The organism is Microbacterium sp. AC145 (genome assembly GCF_979258505.1).
The window spans coordinates 1,716,989-1,736,483 of record NZ_OZ409859.1; the positions used below are offsets into that span (position 1 = coordinate 1,716,989).

At 67.6% G+C, this 19,495-nt stretch carries 13 protein-coding genes and 1 tRNA gene; 5 read left to right on the forward strand and 9 right to left on the reverse strand.

The features are described 5' to 3' along the window. Window positions 1-2: 2 nt before the first annotated feature. Both ACZZZN_RS08480 and lysA read right to left on the reverse strand, forming a co-directional pair. On the reverse strand, window positions 3-1,310 hold the full coding sequence (locus ACZZZN_RS08480; protein WP_463504720.1) for a homoserine dehydrogenase: 1,308 nt from the start codon (window positions 1,308-1,310) through the stop codon (window positions 3-5). Window positions 1,311-1,369: 59 nt separating this feature from the next. Next, the gene (lysA, locus tag ACZZZN_RS08485) at window positions 1,370-2,791 is read right to left on the reverse strand and encodes a diaminopimelate decarboxylase (protein ID WP_463504721.1); all 1,422 of its coding nucleotides are present in this window, start codon (window positions 2,789-2,791) and stop codon (window positions 1,370-1,372) included. A 146-nt stretch (window positions 2,792-2,937) separates the two neighbouring features. On the opposite strand from lysA, the gene ACZZZN_RS08490 reads away from it, so the two are divergent. Then, a complete protein-coding gene (locus ACZZZN_RS08490) occupies window positions 2,938-3,996 on the forward strand; it encodes a YihY/virulence factor BrkB family protein (protein WP_463504722.1) in 1,059 nt (352 codons plus the stop codon). Window positions 3,997-3,999: 3 nt separating this feature from the next. Here ACZZZN_RS08490 and ACZZZN_RS08495 read toward each other — a convergent pair whose 3' ends face one another. Then, window positions 4,000-4,854: an LmeA family phospholipid-binding protein gene (locus ACZZZN_RS08495; protein ID WP_463504723.1), complete on the reverse strand. Its 855-nt coding sequence runs from the start codon at window positions 4,852-4,854 to the stop codon at window positions 4,000-4,002. Between the two features lie 40 nt (window positions 4,855-4,894). Beyond that, window positions 4,895-6,559: an arginine--tRNA ligase gene (gene argS, locus ACZZZN_RS08500; protein WP_463504724.1), complete on the reverse strand. Its 1,665-nt coding sequence runs from the start codon at window positions 6,557-6,559 to the stop codon at window positions 4,895-4,897. 70 nt (window positions 6,560-6,629) lie between these two features. Between argS and ACZZZN_RS08505 the strand changes: the two genes are divergently transcribed. From ACZZZN_RS08505 to ACZZZN_RS08515, 3 genes are all read left to right on the forward strand, one after another. Beyond that, window positions 6,630-7,436 carry an SGNH/GDSL hydrolase family protein gene (locus tag ACZZZN_RS08505; RefSeq protein ID WP_463504725.1) on the forward strand — a complete coding sequence of 269 codons (807 nt, stop codon included), beginning with the start codon at window positions 6,630-6,632 and terminating at the stop codon, window positions 7,434-7,436. Window positions 7,437-7,452: 16 nt separating this feature from the next. Further along, window positions 7,453-7,525: transfer RNA gene (locus ACZZZN_RS08510), tRNA-Arg, on the forward strand. Between the two features lie 216 nt (window positions 7,526-7,741). Beyond that, the gene (locus ACZZZN_RS08515; protein WP_463504726.1) at window positions 7,742-8,233 is read left to right on the forward strand and encodes a DUF1269 domain-containing protein; all 492 of its coding nucleotides are present in this window, start codon (window positions 7,742-7,744) and stop codon (window positions 8,231-8,233) included. 42 nt (window positions 8,234-8,275) lie between these two features. On the opposite strand, the gene ACZZZN_RS08520 is transcribed toward ACZZZN_RS08515, so the two are convergent. Genes ACZZZN_RS08520 through ACZZZN_RS08530 form a run of 3 tightly spaced genes read right to left on the reverse strand, consistent with a single transcriptional unit; the run spans window position 8,276 to window position 9,807 of the window. Continuing rightward, a complete protein-coding gene (locus ACZZZN_RS08520; RefSeq protein ID WP_463504727.1) occupies window positions 8,276-8,791 on the reverse strand; it encodes an N-acetyltransferase family protein in 516 nt (171 codons plus the stop codon). Window positions 8,792-8,830: 39 nt separating this feature from the next. Then, window positions 8,831-9,217, reverse strand: a complete 387-nt coding sequence (locus ACZZZN_RS08525; RefSeq protein ID WP_463504728.1) for a hypothetical protein — start codon at window positions 9,215-9,217, stop codon at window positions 8,831-8,833. Further along, entirely contained in the window at window positions 9,214-9,807 is a 594-nt protein-coding gene (locus ACZZZN_RS08530) for a dihydrofolate reductase family protein (RefSeq protein ID WP_463504729.1), read from the reverse strand. Before ACZZZN_RS08530 ends, ACZZZN_RS08525 begins: the two co-directional genes overlap by 4 nt. Window positions 9,808-9,879: 72 nt before the next feature. Between ACZZZN_RS08530 and ACZZZN_RS08535 the strand changes: the two genes are divergently transcribed. Then, a complete protein-coding gene (locus ACZZZN_RS08535) occupies window positions 9,880-10,464 on the forward strand; it encodes a TetR/AcrR family transcriptional regulator (protein WP_463504730.1) in 585 nt (194 codons plus the stop codon). Window positions 10,465-10,479: 15 nt separating this feature from the next. Here ACZZZN_RS08535 and ACZZZN_RS08540 read toward each other — a convergent pair whose 3' ends face one another. Then, on the reverse strand, window positions 10,480-17,220 hold the full coding sequence (locus ACZZZN_RS08540) for a DUF5979 domain-containing protein (protein WP_463506569.1): 6,741 nt from the start codon (window positions 17,218-17,220) through the stop codon (window positions 10,480-10,482). A gap of 11 nt (window positions 17,221-17,231) precedes the next feature. Beyond that, window positions 17,232-19,457 (reverse strand): COG1361 family protein, encoded by a 2,226-nt coding sequence (locus ACZZZN_RS08545; protein ID WP_463504731.1) that lies wholly within the window; start codon window positions 19,455-19,457, stop codon window positions 17,232-17,234. Between the last annotated feature and the right edge of the window lie 38 nt (window positions 19,458-19,495).

Consider the following 19,495-nt stretch of genomic DNA (forward strand, 5'->3'; position numbering starts at 1 on the left):
CGTCACTCGCCTTCCACGCGCAGCACGGAGACCACGCGCACGACGACGGAGCTGTCGGCCAGAGCGGCGACGGTGGCGCTCAGCGCCTGATCGGTGGCTCGATGGGTGCCGATGACGAGACGTGCAGTGGTCTCGTCCTCCCCCTCGACCGTCTGAACCACAGTCGCGACGGAGACACCGCCGTCGCTGAGGATGCCGGCGACCGTCGCGAGGACGCCGGGAGCATCCGACACCTCGAGCGTGACCTGGTAGCGGGTGGTGACGTGGCCGATCGGGACGACCGGCAGGTTGGCCCGCGTCGATTCTCCGACGCCGACGCCTCCGGCGATGTGTCGGCGCGCCGCGGACACGACGTCTCCGAGAACCGCGGACGCCGTCTGCACGCCACCGGCACCGGCGCCGTAGAACATGAGCGATCCGGCGGCCTCAGCCTCGACGAAGACCGCGTTGTTGGCTCCGTGCACGGCAGCCAGCGGGTGCGACTGCGGGATGAGCGCCGGGTACACGCGCACCGAGATGGACTCGCTGCCGTTCGCCTCGATGCGCTCGCAGACGGCGAGCAGCTTGATCACGAAGCCGGCCGCGCGCGCCTCCTCGATCATCGACGCCGTGACCGAGGTGATCCCCTCGCGGTAGACCGCATCGAGGGGAACGGCGGTGTGGAAGGCGAGGCTGGCGAGGATCGCGGCCTTCTGCGCCGCGTCGAAGCCCTCGACATCGGCCGTCGGGTCGGCTTCGGCGTACCCGAGGCGCTGCGCATCGGCGAGGACGTCGCCGAAATCGGCGCCCTCGGTGTCCATGCGGTCGAGGATGTAGTTGGTCGTGCCGTTCACGATGCCCATGATGCGCACGACGCGGTCGCCGGCGAGGGAATCGCGCAGCGGCCTGATGATCGGGATGGCTCCGGCGGCAGCGGCCTCGTAGTACACGGAGGCGCCGACGCGGTCTGCGGCCTCGAAGAGCTCGGGGCCGTGCGTCGCGAGAAGCGCCTTGTTCGCCGTGACGACGTCGGCGCCGGATCCGATCGCCTGAAGGATGCTCGTGCGTGCGGGCTCGATGCCACCGATGAGCTCGATGACGATGTCTGCGCCGAGGATCAGCGACTCGGCATCGGTGGTGAACAGCTCCTTCGGCAGATCGGTGTCGCGAGGGGCGTCGAGGTTGCGCACCGCGATGCCTGCCAGCTCGAGCGAGGCGCCCGCGCGATCCGCGAGTTCGTCGCCGTGGCGCAGCAGGAGTGCTGCGACCTGTGAGCCGACCGCTCCGGCGCCCAGCAGCGCCACGCGAAGTCGTCGGTACTCAGTCGTCATTGCTTCTCCTTCGGAGGGTGGTTCGGTGATGAATCGTCAGACCGCGGGTTTCGCGTGTCTCACTCGGCGGCGTCGTCGCCTGCCGCGGCCGGGTCGATCCCGGCATCGCGCGACAGCACATCGGCGATGGTCTCGCCGCGCACGATGACGGTCGACCGTCCGTCGCGCACCGCCACCACGGGCGGGCGGGGAACGTGGTTGTAGTTGCTCGCGAGAGGCGCGCAGTAAGCCCCCGTGGCGGGAACCGCCAGGAGGTCGCCCGGCGCCACGTCATCCGGGAGGTACTCGTGATCGATCACGATGTCTCCCGACTCGCAGTGCTTGCCGACCACGCGGCTCAGCTGAGGGGATCCGACTCCGGCGCGCGATGCGAGGCGACCCGAGAACTGCGCGCCGTAGAGGGCGGTGCGCGCGTTGTCGCTCATGCCTCCGTCGACGCTGATGTAGCGTCGGGTCGCGCCCGAGCCGAGCTCGACGTCTTTGGTGGTGCCGACCTCGTAGAGCGTGACCCCGGCTGTGCCGACGATCGCACGACCCGGCTCGAACGACAGCGCGGGAACCGCGATGCCGCGAGCGGCGCATCCTTCGGCCACAGCTGTCACGATCTCGCCGGCGAGCGTCTCGATGGGTGTCGGGTCGTCGACCCTCGTATAGGCGATGCCGAACCCGCCGCCCAGATTGAGCTGCGGCACGGGCCCACCCTCGAGCAGGGCGGCATGGAGCTCGAGCACACGCTCCGCTGACTCGCGGAACCCGGCGACGCCGAAGATCTGGGAGCCGATGTGGCAGTGCAGTCCGGCGAAGTCGAGGCTCGGGATCTCTCGAATCCGCGCCACCGCCTGTTCTGCCTCGGGGAGCGGGAAGCCGAACTTCTGGTCTTCGTGCGCGGTGGCGAGGAAGTCGTGGGTCTCTGCGTGCACGCCGCTGATCACTCTCACGAGCACGCGCTGCGTGGCGCCGGTCCGCGTGGTGATGGCCGCGAGACGTTCGATCTCGATGGCGCTGTCGACGATGATCGTGCCGACTCCGACCTCGACCGCGCGGGTGAGCTCGGCCACCGACTTGTTGTTGCCGTGGAAACCCAATGACGACGGTGCGACCCCGGCCGCCAGAGCGACCTCGAGCTCTCCACCGGTGCACACGTCGACACGCAGCCCCTCATCGACGACCCACCGGGCGATCACAGTGCTGAGGAACGCCTTGCCCGCGTAGTAGACCTGCGCGGTCGTGCCGTGATCTGCGGCAGCAGCGTCGAAAGCCGTGCGGAATGCACGTGCGCGGTCGCGGACCTCGTGCTCGTCGATCACCAGCACCGGCGTCCCGTGCGTCTGCGCGAGAGTGATCGCCGAGATGCCGGAGAGCGTGAGAGCTCCGTCGGCGTTCCGTCCCGCGGACGCCGGCCACACCGCAGCGGGGAGATCGTTCACGTCATCGGGGACGACGAGCCATTCCGGGGCGAGCGAATCTGCAGGGGAAAGCACAGGGCACCAATCGTGGACGGTCTCGGCGCGAGGGGAAGCGCGAGGTTGACCCGATTCTAGGGCACCTCGTATGCCACCTCCGTCATGGTGACTCCCCACGTCAACCCCCTGTGGACAGCGCCCGTCGACTCGTAGGGTGGATGTCGATGAGCACCGACACCGCGCCCCAGAAGACCGAGCAGCCTGGCCTCGTCGCGCGCGTGAGCGCGAAGGCGATCCGTTGGGCGCTCGAGCGCCGGCCCGTTCGCGCCGTACTCCTCTACAGCGAGCGACGTGGCCCCATGCTGGCCGACAGCGTCACCTATCGGGCCCTCTTCAGCGTCTTCGCAGGCGTGCTTCTCGGGTTCTCGATCGCGGCGCTCTGGCTGGCCGGCAATCCCGAGGCATGGCGCGCCATCATCGACGCCGTGCAGTCCGTCGTCCCCGGCCTGATCGGCGACGACGGCGTGATCGACCCGGACGACCTCCGCGTACCGCTGTCGCTTTCCATCGCCGGAATCGTCTCGGCTGTGGCGCTCGCGGGGTCGGCGCTCAGCGCAGTCGGTTCTCTCCGCACAGCGGTGAGGGTGATCTCCGGCACGGCACAGGATGACATCCTCTTCATCTGGGTCATGCTGCGCAATCTGCTGCTCGCGGTCGGCGTCGCAGTGCTCTTCATCGCATCCGCCGCCGTGACCTTCGTCGGACGGCTCGGCATCACCTGGATCACGGGCCTGATCGGGCTCGACGCGGACTCGGTCGTCGCGACGTGGGGCGTACGGATCGTCTCGCTCCTCGTCGTGCTGGCGCTCAACACCGTGCTGATCGCCGGCGTCTTCCGGTTGCTGTCCGGAGTCTCGGCATCCGCACGTTCGCTGTGGACCGGTGCGCTGATCGGCGGAATCGGCCTGCTGGTGCTGCAGGAGCTGTCGAGTCTCTTCATCGGCGGCGCGACCAGCAACCCGCTGCTGGCGTCGTTCGCGTCACTGCTCGCGCTCCTCATCTGGCTCAACCTGTCGACCCAGGTCATGCTGGTCGCGTGCGCGTACATCGTCACCTCGGAAGACGAACGACACGATCGTGTGCATGCCCGCTTCGGCGCGAAGACCTTCGAACAGCGGCGTGTGCAGCGCGCCGAGGCCGAGGTCGCGCTCGCCACCGCGACGCTCAGGACCGCACAGGAGGCTGAGCGCGCAGCGCGCGGAGTCGAGCCGAAGGCCGACTGATCGTCAGTTCTGCGGGCAGACGCCGGGCTGCTGCAGGCTCTCGTCGGTGACGATCGCGCCGTCGACGTCGACGTCGATCGCGGCAACGCTTCCGTCGATCCTGAGGCCCGTCAGCGAGAGCCCAGCCGGCAGCTGATCCGCGATGCACACCGTCTGGGTCTGGGTGAGGTTGGCGCCGAGCGCGCCGAGCGAGGACCCGACCTGTTCGGCGTCGATCTCGAGACCCCCGACCGTGAGCCCCACCGGAGTGAGCTCGAGGTCGCCGTCTGCGACGCCGGGCTCCACGGTGAGAGAGATCGGAATCGCGACGCCCAGCACGCTGACCGAGCCGGACACCGTGGCGTTCGGGGCATCGAAAGTGACGGTGTCGACGGGGAGATCGGTGTCTGCGAGCAGCGTCGTGAACTGCGACTCGTCGACACGGATCGTGCCGGTCGCTCCGTCGAGGTCTCCGCCCCGCAGCGGCACGCCCTCAGCCGTCACATCGACCGCGCCGGTGAGTCCTTCAAGAGTGACCGAGTCGGTGGAGAGCTGCAGACTGTCGAGACGCCCGCCGATGAGCTGCGGAAGGAGGATGCCCTCTGTCTGGACATCGAGCTGCTGGTCGGCGGGGAGATCGAGCTGCTCGATCACGATCGATCGGACGGTGCCCGGGAGCACTGCTCTGGCGATGAACTCCGCGGCGACCACGAGCCCGACGAGCACGACGACGACGATCGCGAGGATCCACGGCCAGCGCCGGCGTCGGCGCGGCGCGGGCGAGGCAGCATCCGCTTTTCCGTCATCGCCGGGGACGACAAGCGTCGGATGCTCGGAATCGGCCGACGGGTACGGCAGCGTGGGGTTGTCGTCGCTCATGGTGCCATCCTGCCCTACGCCCACGCGGGCAGTCGACGCGCTACATCCGCTCGGGAGCGGAGACACCCAGAAGGTCGAGACCGTTGCGGAAGACCTGGCCTGAGGCGTCATTGAGCCACAGGCGGGTGCGGTGCACGGTCTCGATCGGGTCGTCACCCTGCGGGATCACCCGGCAGTTGTCGTACCAGCGGTGATACAGGCCGGCCAGCTCCTCGAGATAGCGCGCCACACGGTGCGGCTCGCGCACCTCCGCCGCGAAGGCGACGATGCGCGGGAACTCCTGCAGAGCACCGAGCAGCGCGGCCTCGGCCTCGTGGGTGAGAGTCTCGGGTGCGAACTCCGAGCGGTCCACACCGGACTCCGCTGCGTTGCGTGCGACGTTGTGCGTGCGGGCGTGAGCGTACTGCACGTAGAACACCGGGTTGTCGTTCGTGCGCTTCTGCAGCAGCTCGGGGTCGAGTGCCAGAGGAGAATCCGCGGGCGAGCGCTCGAGCGAGTAGCGCAGCGCGTCGGTGCCGAGCCATTCGCGCAGGTCGTCCATCTCGATGATGTTGCCCGCGCGCTTGCTCAGGCGAGCGCCGCCGACCGAGACCAGCTGGCCGATCAGCACCTCGACGTTCTTCTCGGGGTCTTCTCCTGCGGCACCGGCGATCGCCTTGAGGCGGTGCACGTAGCCGTGGTGGTCGGCGCCCAGCAGGTACAGCTTGTATTCGAAACCGCGGTCGCCCTTGTTCAGGTAGTACGCGGCGTCGGCGGCGAAGTACGTGTACTCGCCGTTCGAGCGACGGATCACGCGGTCCTTGTCGTCGCCGAAATCGGTCGTGCGCACCCAGACGGCACCCTCGTCGTCGAAGACGTGTCCCTGCTCGCGCAGGCGATCGACGGCTTCATCGACGAGGCTCACGCCCTGGTCGTTCTTGTCATGCAGGACGCGCTCCGAGAACCACACGTCGAAATGGACGTTGAACTTCGCGAGCGACTGCTTCTGCTCCTCGAGCTGGAATTCGTAGGCCAGTTCACGTGCGACCAGTGCCTGCTCGGCCAGCGGAAGGTCGAGAAGGTCGGGGCGCGCGGCAACCACCCTGGCGGCGAGGTCGCCGATGTAGCTTCCTGCGTAGCCCCCCTCGGGAGTCGGCTCACCCTTGGCCGCAGCGAGCACGGAGTTCGCGAAGCGTTCCATCTGCACACCGGCGTCGTTGATGTAGTACTCGCGGGCGACGGTCGCACCCGATGCCGAGAGCACTCGCGCGATCGCATCTCCCAGCGCCGCCCAGCGAGTGTGGCCGATGTGCAGCGGACCGGTCGGGTTCGCGCTCACGAACTCGATGTTGATGCTCTGCCCGGCCTGGGTCTCGTTGTGACCGTACGTCGCCCCGGCGTCGACGATGACCTTCGCAAGCGCACCCGCCGCGGCCGCGTCTAGGCGGATGTTGATGAATCCCGGCCCTGCGACCTCGGCGCTCTGCACGCCGTCGACCTGAGCGAGGCCGTCGGCGATCTGCTGTGCGAGCTCACGGGGGTTCGTGCCGAAGGGCTTCGCGAGACGCATCGCGATGTTCGAGGCCCAGTCGCCGTGGTCGCGGTTGCGCGGACGCTCCAAGACGATGTCGGAGGCGGCGACGGCGAGCGGCTCGCCGGGACGTCGTTCCTCGGCGATGGGTGCGAGGACGGCGAGAAGGGCTTCGGCGAGCGTTTCAGGGTTCATAGGCATCCCAGTTTACGGCTCGTGCCGTGCCGGAATTTGCGTCAGGAGATTCGTGATCTACAGTCATGCCATGTCCCCCGCCGCCGCCCGTCGTCGCCTGCCCGTCGCGGGCATCGCGGTGGCCGTGATCCTGGCTCTCGTGGCCGTGGCGCTCGGAGTGTGGCGGCCATGGTCGCCACAGCCCACGTCGGCACCCGTGGGAGCGGCATCGAACGGTGAGGATGCGGTCGCGATCTCGCCCGCTCCCCTGCTGCTGCCGGACCACCCGACCGTGCTCGTCTTCGGCGATTCCTGGACGTACGGCTCCGCGGCGACCGTTCCCACCGAGGGCTACGCGTACGTGCTGGCGGATCTTGTCGACGGCGAGACGATCGTGAACGGCGTGCGAGGCAGCGGCTATCTGAAACCCGGCATCGACGGGCCGACTTTCGGCGAGCGGATCGTGGCTCTCGACCCGACGCTCACTCCCGACCTCATCATCATGCAGGGATCGATCAACGACCGCGAGCAGGGCGAAGCCGGGTACCGAGAAGCAGTGACCGCCGCCTGGGACGCGATGTCGGCGAAGTACCCCGATGCCACGATCGTGGTGCTCGGTCCCGCCCCGCACGAACTCCCGGTCGGTGTGGCGACTGCTCGTATCGACGCGGACCTCTCGGAGCTGGCCGCCGGGCGCGGATGGTGGTACATCTCCCCTGTCGCGCAGAACTGGATCACCGAGCAGAACTACCTCTCGGTGATCGACGTCGACCTCGGTCGCAAGCACCCCTCCACCGACGGCCACCGCTACCTCGCAGAGAAGGTCGCCGCGGCACTCGCCGAACTCGGCGACGCGCCCGTGACCGAGGCCGGGTCGGAGACCACTGCCGAGCAGTGATATTGTCGACCGGTACGCCTCCGTAGCTCAGTGGATAGAGCGCCGGTTTCCGGTACCGTAGGTCGCTGGTTCGATTCCAGTCGGGGGCACATCGGGTTGTACGCCTAACCCCAAGCACGAGAAAAGCCGCCTGGTTTCAGGCGGCTTTTCTCGTATCCAGAGGCCTGGCGCGCGCGGCGCGGTTCACCCTGCGGAGGTGAGGCCATGACGCGCGGCGCACCGAGCTGCAGCATCCTGGAACCGATCACCTCGCGCTGCGCGTGCTTCACGCGTCGCGCGCCCTTCGATTGGAAGCAGGAACACTCATGGCTGACCTCATCGTCATCGCGTACGACTCCGAGACCGACGCGGAGGCCGCGTACAACCGTGTGCAGGAGCTGCAGAGCGACCTCGTCGTGGAGCTCTCGGGCCTCGCCCTGGTCAAGGTCGACGGGGATGGCAAGACCAAGGTCGAATACCCCGGAACGACAGGCAAGATCGGCGCAGGCGCCGCTGGCGGCGCCCTGTTCGGAGCACTGATCGGCATCCTCTTCTTCGTCCCGTTCGCTGGCCTCATCTTCGGCGGCCTGTTCGGCGCGCTCTTCGCCGGGCTCGACAAGACGGGCCTGGATGCCGAGTTCCGCGACCGTGTGAAGTCGACCGTGAGCGCAGGAAAGTCCGCCGTCGTGATCTATGCCATCAAGCTCACCGAGGACAAGTTCGCGGCCGCCCTCGCGCCGTACAACGGCACCGTCGTTCAGACCTCACTGTCGGAGGAGGACGAGAAGGAACTCATCCACGACCTGGACACGCACTGACTTCGTCTGTCGCAGGCGTCGCGCCGCACGCCATGCCGGCGTTCAGTCCCACGCCAGGTTGATCAGCCGCTGGAAGGTCTCGTAGCCCGCTCGCGAGAACGCGTTCGCCATGGGCAGATTGCCGACGTCGGTCGAGGCCCGGATGTGCGAAGCTCCGGCCTCGGCGAGGATGCGTGTACCTTCGGCGAGGATGCCGTCGATGTATCCCCTGCCCCGATGCTCGGGCAGCACGCCGACGTACGCGACGATGTGGTGGTACGAGTTGCGCGCGGGGAACACGAAGCCGACGGCCTCGCCTGACTCGTCTACGGCCACCTGCCACCACTCCCGTGGGGTCGTGTACGTCGCGAACTCCGCATCGAACTGGGCGCGAGCGACTTCGCCCGGTGATGCGTGGTCGAGTTCGCCGCGACTGTGCGCGTCGAGCGTCCCGCTGAGGGCACGTGTCGTCAACTCGAGCACCTCCTGCTCTCCCTCGAAACCACGGAAGGTCAGTCGTGGATCCGCCGTGGCCGCTCCCGACTCCGGCCGCCACTGGAGGCGCAGCCGCTCGACCACGAATCGGGCACCGGATGCTTCGAGAACGGAGATGACGGTCTAGGTCGCGCGTCGCACTGCTGGGCGGTCGCGCCAGTCGGCAGGCAGGTAGCGGGCGAACTCGGGCGCGGTCGGCTGGCCTTCGAGCACCTCACGCTGCGCCGCGTCGAGAAGGGCCTCACCCACCGCACGCTGCTCGTGGTCGGAGAGCTGGTCGTCGAGGTCGAAGACGTCGAGTCGCGTGGCATCCGTCGCCCCAGGCGGGCTCCAGAGCGCGAGCCGGCCCAGGATGCGCTCGTCGCTCATCGCGATCCAGGTCCACTCGAGGCGTCGTCGTCCTTTCTCGAGATCGTCGGCGATCTCGTCGTTCAGCGCGTACGGGAAGCTGTTGAAGAGGTCGACCTCGTATTCGCCGGCGAGGTGGCGGATGTCGAAGGAGGCGCTCATGCCGCGGCCGTCGCCGCGGGAATCCTGGAGTAGAACTCCACGACGTTGCCACCGTCGAACGAGCGCACCTCGTCGAGCGCGAACACCGTCGGGCGGAACTCGGAGCCGAACGCGGTCATGCCGGCCCCTGCGACGACGGGGTAGCGCTTGATGACGAGACGATCGATCTCGTCGAGCAACTGGCCCGCGAGGATGCCGCCGCCGGCGAGGTAGATGTCGAGTACCGAGTCCTCCTGCTTCAGCGCACGCACGGCTGCGACCGGGTCGCTCGCGATCATCGTCACCGCCGGATCCAGCTGATCGAGACTTGCCGACACGACGAACTGACGGAGGTGTGAGTACGGCGACTCGATGCCGAGCTGCAGGCCAGGCTCGTAGGTGCGACGACCCATCACGATGGTGTCGAAGCGGCTGAGCGGAACATCCGAGATGCCGAGCTGCGCCCGCGCATGCGTGGGCAACGCATCGCCGTACTCGCCGACCATCCACGCCATGTAGTCGTCGGAGCCGGGGAAGAAATCGACCTCGTCGCCGGGACCGGCGATGAAGCCGTCGATGGAGAGCGAGATGTAATACGTGAGGTTTCTCATGGGTCCTTGGGTTCGAGATGAATCATCAACAACTATAGTTGTAGTGGTAAAACTCGAAAAGGGGAAGTCGCCATGACCAGGAACCCGGAACGACGTCGAAGTCTGCTGGATGCAGCAGTCGAGGTGATCGCCGCTGAAGGCGGCCGAGGACTCACCTTCGGCGCTGTCGACCGCACAGCCGCGGTGCCTGCGGGGACCGCATCGAACTACTTCGCGTCTCGCGATCAGCTGCTCGCCGAACTCGCCGAGCACGTCTTCGTCAGGCTCGCTCCGGATCCGGACGAGGCGGCGGCGCGCATGGCGGCCCCGCCGACGCGTGCGAGCGAGCGCGAACTCATGCTGTGGCTCGTCGACAGGGCACTCGCCGATCGGTCTGCTCATCTCGCACTGCTCGAACTCCGGCTCGAGGCGACCCGGAATCCGCGCGTCGCACCCATCGTGACAGCGCGATTCGCCGACAACCTCGCGGTCGCGACCTCGGACCACGTCGACAACGGGTTCCCCGGCGACCGATCGACCGCCCTCGTGCTCTACCTCGCGATGAGCGGCCTGCTTCTCGACCACCTCACGATGTCCGAGATGCTGGGCGAGGACGCTGTGTCGCAGATCGTCGACGAGATCGTGACCGCCGTCGTACCCGACCAGAGCGCCGCCTGAGCTCTGCGCCGCAGGTCACCCGTCGAGTGCCCAGGCAACACGACGCCGCTTCGCCCGAATGAGCAGCAGAATTCCCCCACCGAGCACGGCGATGCCGGCGCCGATCCCGAGCCAGGTCGCCCGAACGTCGATTCCCGTGGCAGGAAGAGGCGCGATGAACGTGTTCGTGAAGACGATGCCGGTGGTCCCGTTCGAGATCGTGACAGCGCTCGACGCTCCGGCCGACTGCTGACCGTCGACCGCCACAGTGGTCTCCGTCGCTCCCCCGGTGTCCGTCTCGCTGATCACACAATCGCTGCCGGTCGGAAGACCCTCGATCCGTGCCGTCGATCGGCTCGGACCCCCGATCTCGTACGTCGAGTCGGAGACGACGAGGCCCGGGTCCGGATGGGAGGCGTCGACGAGCACGCAGGTCACCTGCACCGGGAACAGTCGCGAGACCCCGCCTGCGCCCGACCCGTCGACGATCTTCGCGATGCTGAGCACCCCCGTGGTGAACACGTTGGTGATCGCCACAGACGTCTGCTCCGGCGAATCCACGGCGGGCAGTGGCGCGAATTCGGCTGTCGTGCCGGTGACGGCATCCCCGGTCTGCCCCTCCTCCGTCACGACGACTGTGGTGTATTCGGCGTCCGCCGAATCCGTCTCGGAGACTGCGCACTCAGCGCCCTGCGGGAGTTCGGTCCAGGTGACCGTCTCTCCGTCGGTGATCGACCGGGTCATAGGCTCCAGGGCCTCCACCTGCTGCTCGTCCCAGACACACTCGAGGATCACTTCGAATGGCCCGTACTCCACCGGGTCGCCGTCTGCCGCGACCGCGCCTCCGTCGTCCACCGTCTTCGACACCGAGACCTGCGCGAGGTCGAAGGTGTTCTGCACGTCGAGCTCCGGTTGCGGTTGATCCTCGACGCTCAGGATCGACGGATCCGTCCGCACTGTGAAGGAATAGCTCTCGCCATCGCCGGCGACGACCTCTCCCGCGGAGTTCAGGATCTCCGTCGAACTGGCACCGCCATCGTCGACTTCGGTCAGGCGGCACTCGGACCCGGTCGGCAGCGCCTCCCACAGTGCTGTCGGCGACCCAGCACTGACAGTGCGCACGTCTCCGCCGGGAATGGCGACCGTCTCGCCGTCGCGGACGCACGTGACCAGCAGCTCGTACTCCGCCGTGCCGAACTTCACCGCTCCGTCGCCCGCGAAGGTCTTCGTCACCGCGAGTGAGCCGGTGAGATACCAGTTGGTCGCCGTCACCGTGACGAGGCCGCCGGTCACCGGCACCACGCCGATGCCGACCGAGGTGTCCTCGCCGTCATTGGGCTCGATCACGACGGCATCCGCCCCCGCGAGATCGTCCTCCGTGATCGTGCACTCGGATCCCGGCACCACATCGGTGAGCGGCGTCGACCACCCGTTCTCCGCGTTGAGCTCCACGGAGGCCGAGAGCACCGTCTCGCCGGCGAGCCGGCAGTCGACGCTGAAGGGGAAGGTCTGGTCAGCGCCGAACTGTTCGGCTCCCCCACCCTCCAGCTCCTTCACGAGCAGCAGCGCGGTGGCGTCGTAGAGGTTCGTGTACGTGACGGTGTTGACACTGGTGTCTGTTCCCGGCTGCAGTTCGGGGATCACCACGGTCCGGTTCTCCTGGTCGATCTGCGGTGCCAGCTCCCCGTCCACTCCGGTGACCTCGGCAGCGGTGATCGTGTCATCCGCCCCCCGGTCATCGATCTCGGTGACCGTGCACTCCGATCGCGCGGGGATGGGCGAGATCACTTCACTCTGCCCTGCATCGAGCGTGAATGTGTCGTCGACGACGGTCTCCCCCCGATACGTGCACACGACCTCGAACTCGAAACCGGTGGGCACGAACGGACTGTCCGACTCGACGATCTTGCCGACCTCGAGCGAAGCCCACTCGTACGAGTTCTCGACGGCGAGTGCGAACACCTGATCCGCTTGCGTCACGGTGACGGTCTCAGGAGTCACGACGGTGGCCGTCTGGCCCGCGTCGTCTTCCGCGACGGCGCACACAGAGCCGACCGGGACGTCGGGGATGATGACAGGGGCCGCCCCCGGGACGAGCGTGACCGCCCCATCGTCGACCAACGGCACCGCGGTGCCGAACCAGTCGCACGACACCGTCGCGGTGTACTCGGCTGGCACGGGGAACCCGTCGGGAGCGTCCACCGTCTTCTCGATGGACACGGAGCCGTTCTCGAACTCGTTGGTGACAGACACCTCGATGGGTGTGGTCCCTTCGCCGATGATCACCGGCTGCGCGGGAGTGATCGTGGTCGCCGTGGCGTGCCCTGCATCCGGCTCGGAGACCGTGCACGCGGCGCCGGTCGGAAGCCCCTGGTAGAGGGCGCTTCCGGCACCGGAGATGGTGCGAGTCGCGCCACCGGGAATCTCGACGTCCGTCGTGACGCCGTCGACGTCTCGAGTGCAGGCGAGGCTGACCTGGTAGTCATCCTGCGTCGCCGGGTCCAACTCCATCGCCGGCATTCCGTCGAGTTCCTTCTGCACTTCGAGCGCACCGACGGTGAACGTGTTCGTGACGTCAGCCTGCACCGGCGTCGTGGGGTCGTCTCCGACGACGACCGTGACCGGACCGGTGTTCGAGTTGGCGCCACCGTTCGCGGTCTCCGTGACGGTGCACTCGGCCCCGGTGGGAAGATCCTCGACCAGCCAGGTGGGATCGTCTCGGCTGAGGGTCGCAGAACTTGCGTACACCGGGTCCGGACTCGCGCCATCGAGCGTGCACACCATCTCGGCGGTGAAGGTCGCGCCTCCCCACAGATCTCCCCCGGCTCCCTCGACGAACTTCGTGACCTCGACGGCCCCGGTGGTGAACGTGTTCTCGACGGTGACGACGGTCAGCGCCGCAGACGATCCCTCGTCATACGGGAGAACCGTGAACGACGTCTCGTCGTCGACGACCTCGTCGCCGGCCTCTCCGTCTTCGGTGAGGACGATGCTGGTCTCTGCCGCGCCACCGGCGTCGGTCTCGGACACCGAGCACTCGGCCCCGGCGGGGATGTCGGAGAAGGTGCGGGTCTCCCCGTCCTGAAGGGTGAACTCTCGATCGGGGGCAGGAATCGCCTCTTGGTCGAGGTAGATGCAGCTCGCCTCGAACGAATACGTGCGGGTGTACGCGACGGGATCACCGTTCCCGTCGGTGGCGCCGCCGTTGTCGACGCTCTTCACGACCGAGAAACCGCCGGAGGCATACTCGTTGACGACGGTGATGGCCGACTGCTCGGGGTCGCCGCTGTAGGGATCCCAGATCGACGGCTCGCCGCTCCAGTCCCGATCGGCAGTCACGCCGTCGGCGGGATCGACCGTGACCGTCACCCCGGGGATCAGCGGGTCTTCGGCGACAGTGCAGGTCGAGAAGAGCGGCAGGTTCACGGGTCCGGTCTCGCTGTTGTACTCGAGCACGGTGCCGTCGGCGTCGACCGACGGCCGACTCGCATCGCTGCCGTCGGCGCGCAGCAGAGTGACGTCGTCACCGCCCGAGGTGCAGGTGACGAGAAGCGGGTAGTTCGCCGGCAGCTCGATGTCGGTGGCGAAACCAGGCGACTGGACGTCTTTGGCCAGGAGCAGCTGGCCGGTGGCCGCTGCGACGCCGACCTTCTGCGGTTCGACGACGAGCGAAGGCCGCTCCGGCTGCGACACGGTGGCATTCGACCGGGATGCGGTGGCGAACGAGTTGTAGGCGACCGGGAGACCTGACGGCACGGCGGATGCTGCGGGCAGCACGAACGGCGTCTGAGTCTCGAAGGTGAGGCGCAGCGTCTCTCCGGGACGCAGGCCAGGCGCGGGTGAGAGCGCTTCCGGGTTGTCGTACTCCAGCACGAGAAGCACGCTGCGCGCGGCGGCCAGCGTCTCGGGCGGCGTGGTGTCACCGGCGAGGGTCCACCCGAAGTCACAGGCGGGGTCAGCGGCGGCATCCTCTGTGAACACCTTGATCGCGTTGTCGTTGCAGGACTGGCTGAGTTGAGCCGGCGAGAGGTAGATGCCGTAGGTGGCATACGCGCTGTCCTGCAGGGAGGCGAAGTTCGCGGCGAGTGTTCCCGACAGTGTCACCGGGAACTGTGAGCCGCGGTCCGCCGCGACGATCACGCCCTGGTCGCCGACCGTGGGCAGGGTGTCGACCGCCGCCACCACTCGGGCGCTCGTGTTGCCGTTGTTCGTGAAGTCGATGCGCCAGGACTCCTCCCCGCCGGGGCGCGTCACCGGGGCGCATGGGAAGGAATAGTAGCCGTCGTCCACCACACCAGGCAGTGTCGGGTCGCACGCCGCCGCGTCGCCCTCGACATTGAGCACGCCGAGGTCGTCGTCGGCCGTGGCCGGATCACCGGCCGCCGTTCCCTTGACATACTTCTTCGCCGAGATCGCCGCGCTCGCAAGCGGCGTGACCTCGGTATCGGCCGAGCAGCTCGCGACGCCGGACTCGGGGGTCTTCGGCGAGAGATCCACGCCGTCGACCACCGTCGTGCCCTGGCAGGTCTCGAACAGGCGGTCGGAGGTGACGGTGACCGTGTTGCCGACGGTCGTGTCCGGGGTGAGGTCGTCGCGGAATCGCAGCGGCGCTGTCACCGTCAACGTCCACCCGGCCTCGAACACGAAGTCATCGGGAGCCGAGATGGTGAGCTGGCCGGTGCTTTCGTCCAGCGCAGCGCTGAAGCCGGGATCCTCGGTCGGGGCACCGGGCCCGCTGAGCACGAAGGAATACGCCGGCGGACTGGGTTCGACGAGCAGCGAGCCCTCGGCATCCGTCTCGATCTGGTCGACCACCTCGAAGCCGGTCATATCCCACTGCCCGGTGTTTGCGACCGTGATGACGTACGGAATCGTGCCGGAGGCGCTCACGAGGGCAGACGAGCCGCGGGTCTTGGTGACCTCGACCGTGTTCGGTCGATGCAGCACGACGGTGGAATCGGATGCTTCGCCCTGCTGCTCGAACGCCTGATCGGGTCCGAACTGAGCCGTGCTGAACGACTGCACATCGTCGCTGATGACACCCAGCTCCGCCTCGCCAGGGTTGGGCTGCAGATCGGGACGGGTGGTCGAGACGAGGATGTCGGGATCGCTGCGCAGGAACTCGCGTCGCTCGGTGGTGAGCGAGAACGTGAGCTGCGGGTTGAAGGGACGCTCCCACTGCACGACGTCGCCGTCTGCGTCGACCTGACGTGCGCTGAAACGCACGCCCACGATCGTGTCGGCGTCGATACCTGTCGGCGGGTCGAACTGCACGGTCGAGGGAGTGGGAGAGGCGACCCAGTCACCGCTCACCCAGCACGGAGAGGCATCGGTCACCGGTGCGCCGTTGCAGGTCGCGACCAGGACGCCCACATTCTCGGCATACTCGACATCACGTGCCCCGTCGTCGTCGACGAGCACGTCCATGGCCACCTCGTTCACGGGTGCGGGGACCGCGATCTCCGCTCCGACGAAGTCCATCGTGTTCCAGAAGGTCGGTGTGCTGTCGGTGAGCTCGAAGAAGGTGGTGCGCGCGGTCCCTGCGGGGCGGCCCCCGAGCTCGGTGACGTACGTGGTCGATTCGTCTTCATAGACGGATTCGGGAGTGATCGTCTTGGTGGTCTCGATCGCGTAGCTCGCTGCGACGATCGCGAACTCGTCGGCGGCATCCGCGATGCCCGTTCCGCACTGGTTGTCGGCGCAGCCGTCGAGCACGGGAGTCTCGAGCTGCACGTGAGCGTCGTTGACGATCGACTCGCCGGCAGGCGTCACGGTGACGGGTTGAGCAGGATTCGACCTCAGCACGTCACGCAACTGCCAGGTCACGAGGAGTCGCCCCGAGGCGCCGGTCGGAATCGCCGGGGTGCCGTCGTCCGAGCGGAATGCGACGGAGAGCCCGGTCACGTCGGCGAGGTCGGCTGCGTCGAGCTCGTCGACGGCTTCGGCGTAGGTGTACTCCGTCGAGCCCGCACCGCGCGTCAGAGTGACGGTCGTCTCGGCTTCGGAGATACCGGCCGGGAGCCCGATCTCATCGATGTCGTGAAGATCGAGAGTGTCGAATGCGGTGTCCGCAAGCGCTTCTCCCGCGGTCGGGTCCTCGATCACCATGCCGGACACGCGAGCGGCGGAGATGTTCGTCGCCACCAGGGTCGCGCTGATCAGCGGATAGTCGTCGGGGTCGGCCGGTGGGTCCACTGCGGGCAGGCCCAGCTGGTCTTGGTCGAAGGTCTTGGTGAGGGTTGCATTGATCGGCTGGTCGACGATCAGGATCGTGTCGTTCGCTCCGTCGAGGCTGTCGACTCCCGTGGCCTCGTTGACGCCGCGGGCGCTGGCGGTGTTGTCGACGAGCCCTGCGTCGTCGGTGTTGTAGGGGTAGTCGTGGAAGTTGCCCAGCACGGCTTGGGAGGGAACGCTGCGCAGCGTGTCGCGCAACTGGAACCGCAGGTCGAGAGGGCGTCGTTCGTAGGAGGACCCGACTCCTTCACCGTCAGTCCCCTCCGAGATCACGATCCTGACAGCGAGCGCATCCGCGCTCTGCGCCCCGCTCAGCGTGTAGCCGCCGAACTCCCCCTCGCAGCCTTGTGCACATGCCTCCGCCGTGATGTCGGCCCATCCCGCACCGTCCAGATACAGGGAGACCTCTGAGACGACGTCGCCCGCGATCAGCGGGTCGGTCGCCGTCGTGATCGGATCGATGGCGACGAGGTCCCAGGCGTCGTAGACCGACTGCGCCGTATCGGCCGGATCCGCTGTCTCGTCGATGTCGGTGAGCGTCATGCTGCTGACATTCACCCCCTCGGTCGACCACAGAAGCCGCGCCGTGCGCTGCTCGCCCGACAGCGCGGGGACGTCGTCCTGCAGCCACAGCTTGTCGAGGAAGTCCGGGCCATCCCCGCCGTCGATGGGCAGAACGTCCACCTGATCGGATGCGTCTGCGGTCTTCTCTCCCCCGCATCCGGGTTGTCGACGAGCGACTGCGCGGTGTTGGTGAACGTCGTCGCCTCGTCCTGCGTGTCGGTCACCTCGACGCCGATGTGCGAGGCCACCGTGAAACCGGGAGGAAGCAGGTCCGGGCAACCCTCTGCGTCCATCGGCAGGTACTCGAGCTGGATGCCGCCGATGTCGTCCTGGAGATCGGCAGGGATCTCATATGACCACAGGGATTCCGGACCCGGCACCTCCGTCGCGTCGGGGAAGTCCGTCCACGGTCCGCCGGGTTCCTGCCAATAGCGAACCGTGAGGGTCGTGCACGCGGGGATGTCGGTGTCGGTGATCTCGGTGGCTGTGAAGGAGTTCCAGAACGCCGACTCGATCTGCGGGAACGCGGGGTCCGAGATGACGAGCCGTTCGGATCCCGTCGTGGATTCGGGCGTGACGTTGCCCGTGAGGGTGACATCCGCATCCGTTCCCGGCACTCCCCAGACCGTGGCCGGGGTGATGGATTTCGTCACCGAGGTGTCGAGCGCGAGGGGGTCGATCGTGAACGGCGCCGAAGCGTCATCGATGCCGGTCTGACCGCCGCTGTTCTCGGCGGCGGTGTCGACCGCATTGGTGCTCGCCACCGGCTCGTCGGTCGCGAGCGCCGTGATGTCGATGGGGATCGCCGCGTATGAACCGGCGACGATCGCGTCGCCCTCGGCCGAGTACACGATGGTGAATCCCTCGACCGTGCACCCCTCGGTGGGCTCGGGGAGGGTGTCGGGGGTGCTCGTCGACTCCGTACTGGCGGCGCAGTCACTGTACTGGTAGGTGATCTCGGCAGCGGTCGCGGCGACGGGCCATTCCACATCCCCGAACCCGTCGAACTGCAACCCCTGCTCTGAGAACGTCGAGGTTCCCGCGGTCGGCTCAGTGACCGTGAGCGTCTGGACGTTCTGGGATCCGACGGTGGCGACGATGCTGGCACTGGCGCTCTGGCCGCTGACGAGGGTGTTGTCGCTGAACGACTTCTCGATCGTCACGTCGGGCAGGCGCTGGGCGATCACGATCTCCGCAGAGTCGATCGTGGGGTCGCTGGATTCTCCGGCGTTGGCGACCGTCGACGACGCGTCGTTCACGATCGTCACGTCGGTGTCGTCCGGAATCGAGGTGACGGCGTCGTTCGTGACGGTGTGGACCACGACCTCACCCGTCGCCCCGGGCGCGAACGTACCGGTGAAGGTCACGCGGACACCGCCGGACTCACTGATCGGATCCGGCGCTGTCGTCGTCCATGCATCGTCGACGAAGTACTCGGTCGTCGTCGCCTCGGTCCCGTCGGGTGGTGTGACGTCGTAGCCGGTCACATCGAGATAGCCGCCGAACTCGCCGGGCGGTGCGACCGGGTCCTGGATGACGATGGTGTCGACGTTCTGGTTGGAGGCGTTCCCCGGAGTGACCGTCCAATCGACCACCTGCCCGGGAACCGCGGGAAGCGTGCTCGTCGGCGCGACCGTCTTGTCGATGCTCGACTCGAGTGTCGTGTCGACGGCGAGCACGACATCCGCGGTCGCCGGTGTCGCCGGCGCATTGTCGGCGACCGCGGTGGCGGTGTTCGTCACGGTCGCGCCGTCCCATGTGCCGTCGATCGCCGGATCCACGATCGCGTTGACGGTCACGGTCATGCTGTACCCCGCGGGCCAGACGATCGGATCGGCCGCGAGATCGAGCCCCGGAGTGAGGGTGAAGCTGTTCCCTGCGGCGTCGACCTGGAGGTCGTAGTCGCCCGCGGGCTGCCCGGCGGGCGGATTGATCTGCACCGAGACCGGATTCTCGATGGCCGGATTGAACAGGAGCGGCTCGGGCAGGTCGTCGCTGAGCACGGTGTTCAGGCAGCCGGGATCATTCACCGATGAGCAGTTGACCGTGATCTGGTACGTCACCGTGTCGCCGGGTCCGAAGGGTCCGGCCTCGACAGCCGTCTTCTGGATCGAGAAAGCCGCCACGGCGAAGGCGGGCGCGGCCCCGAAGACCAAGGATGCCGCGGCCAGCGCGAGCACCGTGAGCCCTGCGAGAAACCGTCGTCGCCGTTGCATATGGATGCCCCCCTGAGCCTGCGCGGATGGCGCCAGCG

Bases quoted from the DNA above. Each gene is read 5' to 3' on its own strand.
- ACZZZN_RS08480 (WP_463504720.1), bottom strand. From the start codon at position 1,310: ATGACGACTGAGTACCGACGACTTCGCGTGGCGCTGCTGGGCGCCGGA.
- ACZZZN_RS08490 (WP_463504722.1), top strand. From the start codon at position 2,938: ATGAGCACCGACACCGCGCCCCAGAAGACCGAGCAGCCTGGCCTCGTC.
- ACZZZN_RS08495 (WP_463504723.1), bottom strand. From the start codon at position 4,854: ATGAGCGACGACAACCCCACGCTGCCGTACCCGTCGGCCGATTCCGAG.
- argS (WP_463504724.1), bottom strand. From the start codon at position 6,559: ATGAACCCTGAAACGCTCGCCGAAGCCCTTCTCGCCGTCCTCGCACCC.
- ACZZZN_RS08505 (WP_463504725.1), top strand. From the start codon at position 6,630: ATGTCCCCCGCCGCCGCCCGTCGTCGCCTGCCCGTCGCGGGCATCGCG.
- ACZZZN_RS08515 (WP_463504726.1), top strand. From the start codon at position 7,742: ATGGCTGACCTCATCGTCATCGCGTACGACTCCGAGACCGACGCGGAG.
- ACZZZN_RS08525 (WP_463504728.1), bottom strand. From the start codon at position 9,217: ATGAGCGCCTCCTTCGACATCCGCCACCTCGCCGGCGAATACGAGGTC.
- ACZZZN_RS08530 (WP_463504729.1), bottom strand. From the start codon at position 9,807: ATGAGAAACCTCACGTATTACATCTCGCTCTCCATCGACGGCTTCATC.
- ACZZZN_RS08535 (WP_463504730.1), top strand. From the start codon at position 9,880: ATGACCAGGAACCCGGAACGACGTCGAAGTCTGCTGGATGCAGCAGTC.
- ACZZZN_RS08540 (WP_463506569.1), bottom strand. From the start codon at position 17,220: ATGACGCTCACCGACATCGACGAGACAGCGGATCCGGCCGATACGGCG.
- ACZZZN_RS08545 (WP_463504731.1), bottom strand. From the start codon at position 19,457: ATGCAACGGCGACGACGGTTTCTCGCAGGGCTCACGGTGCTCGCGCTG.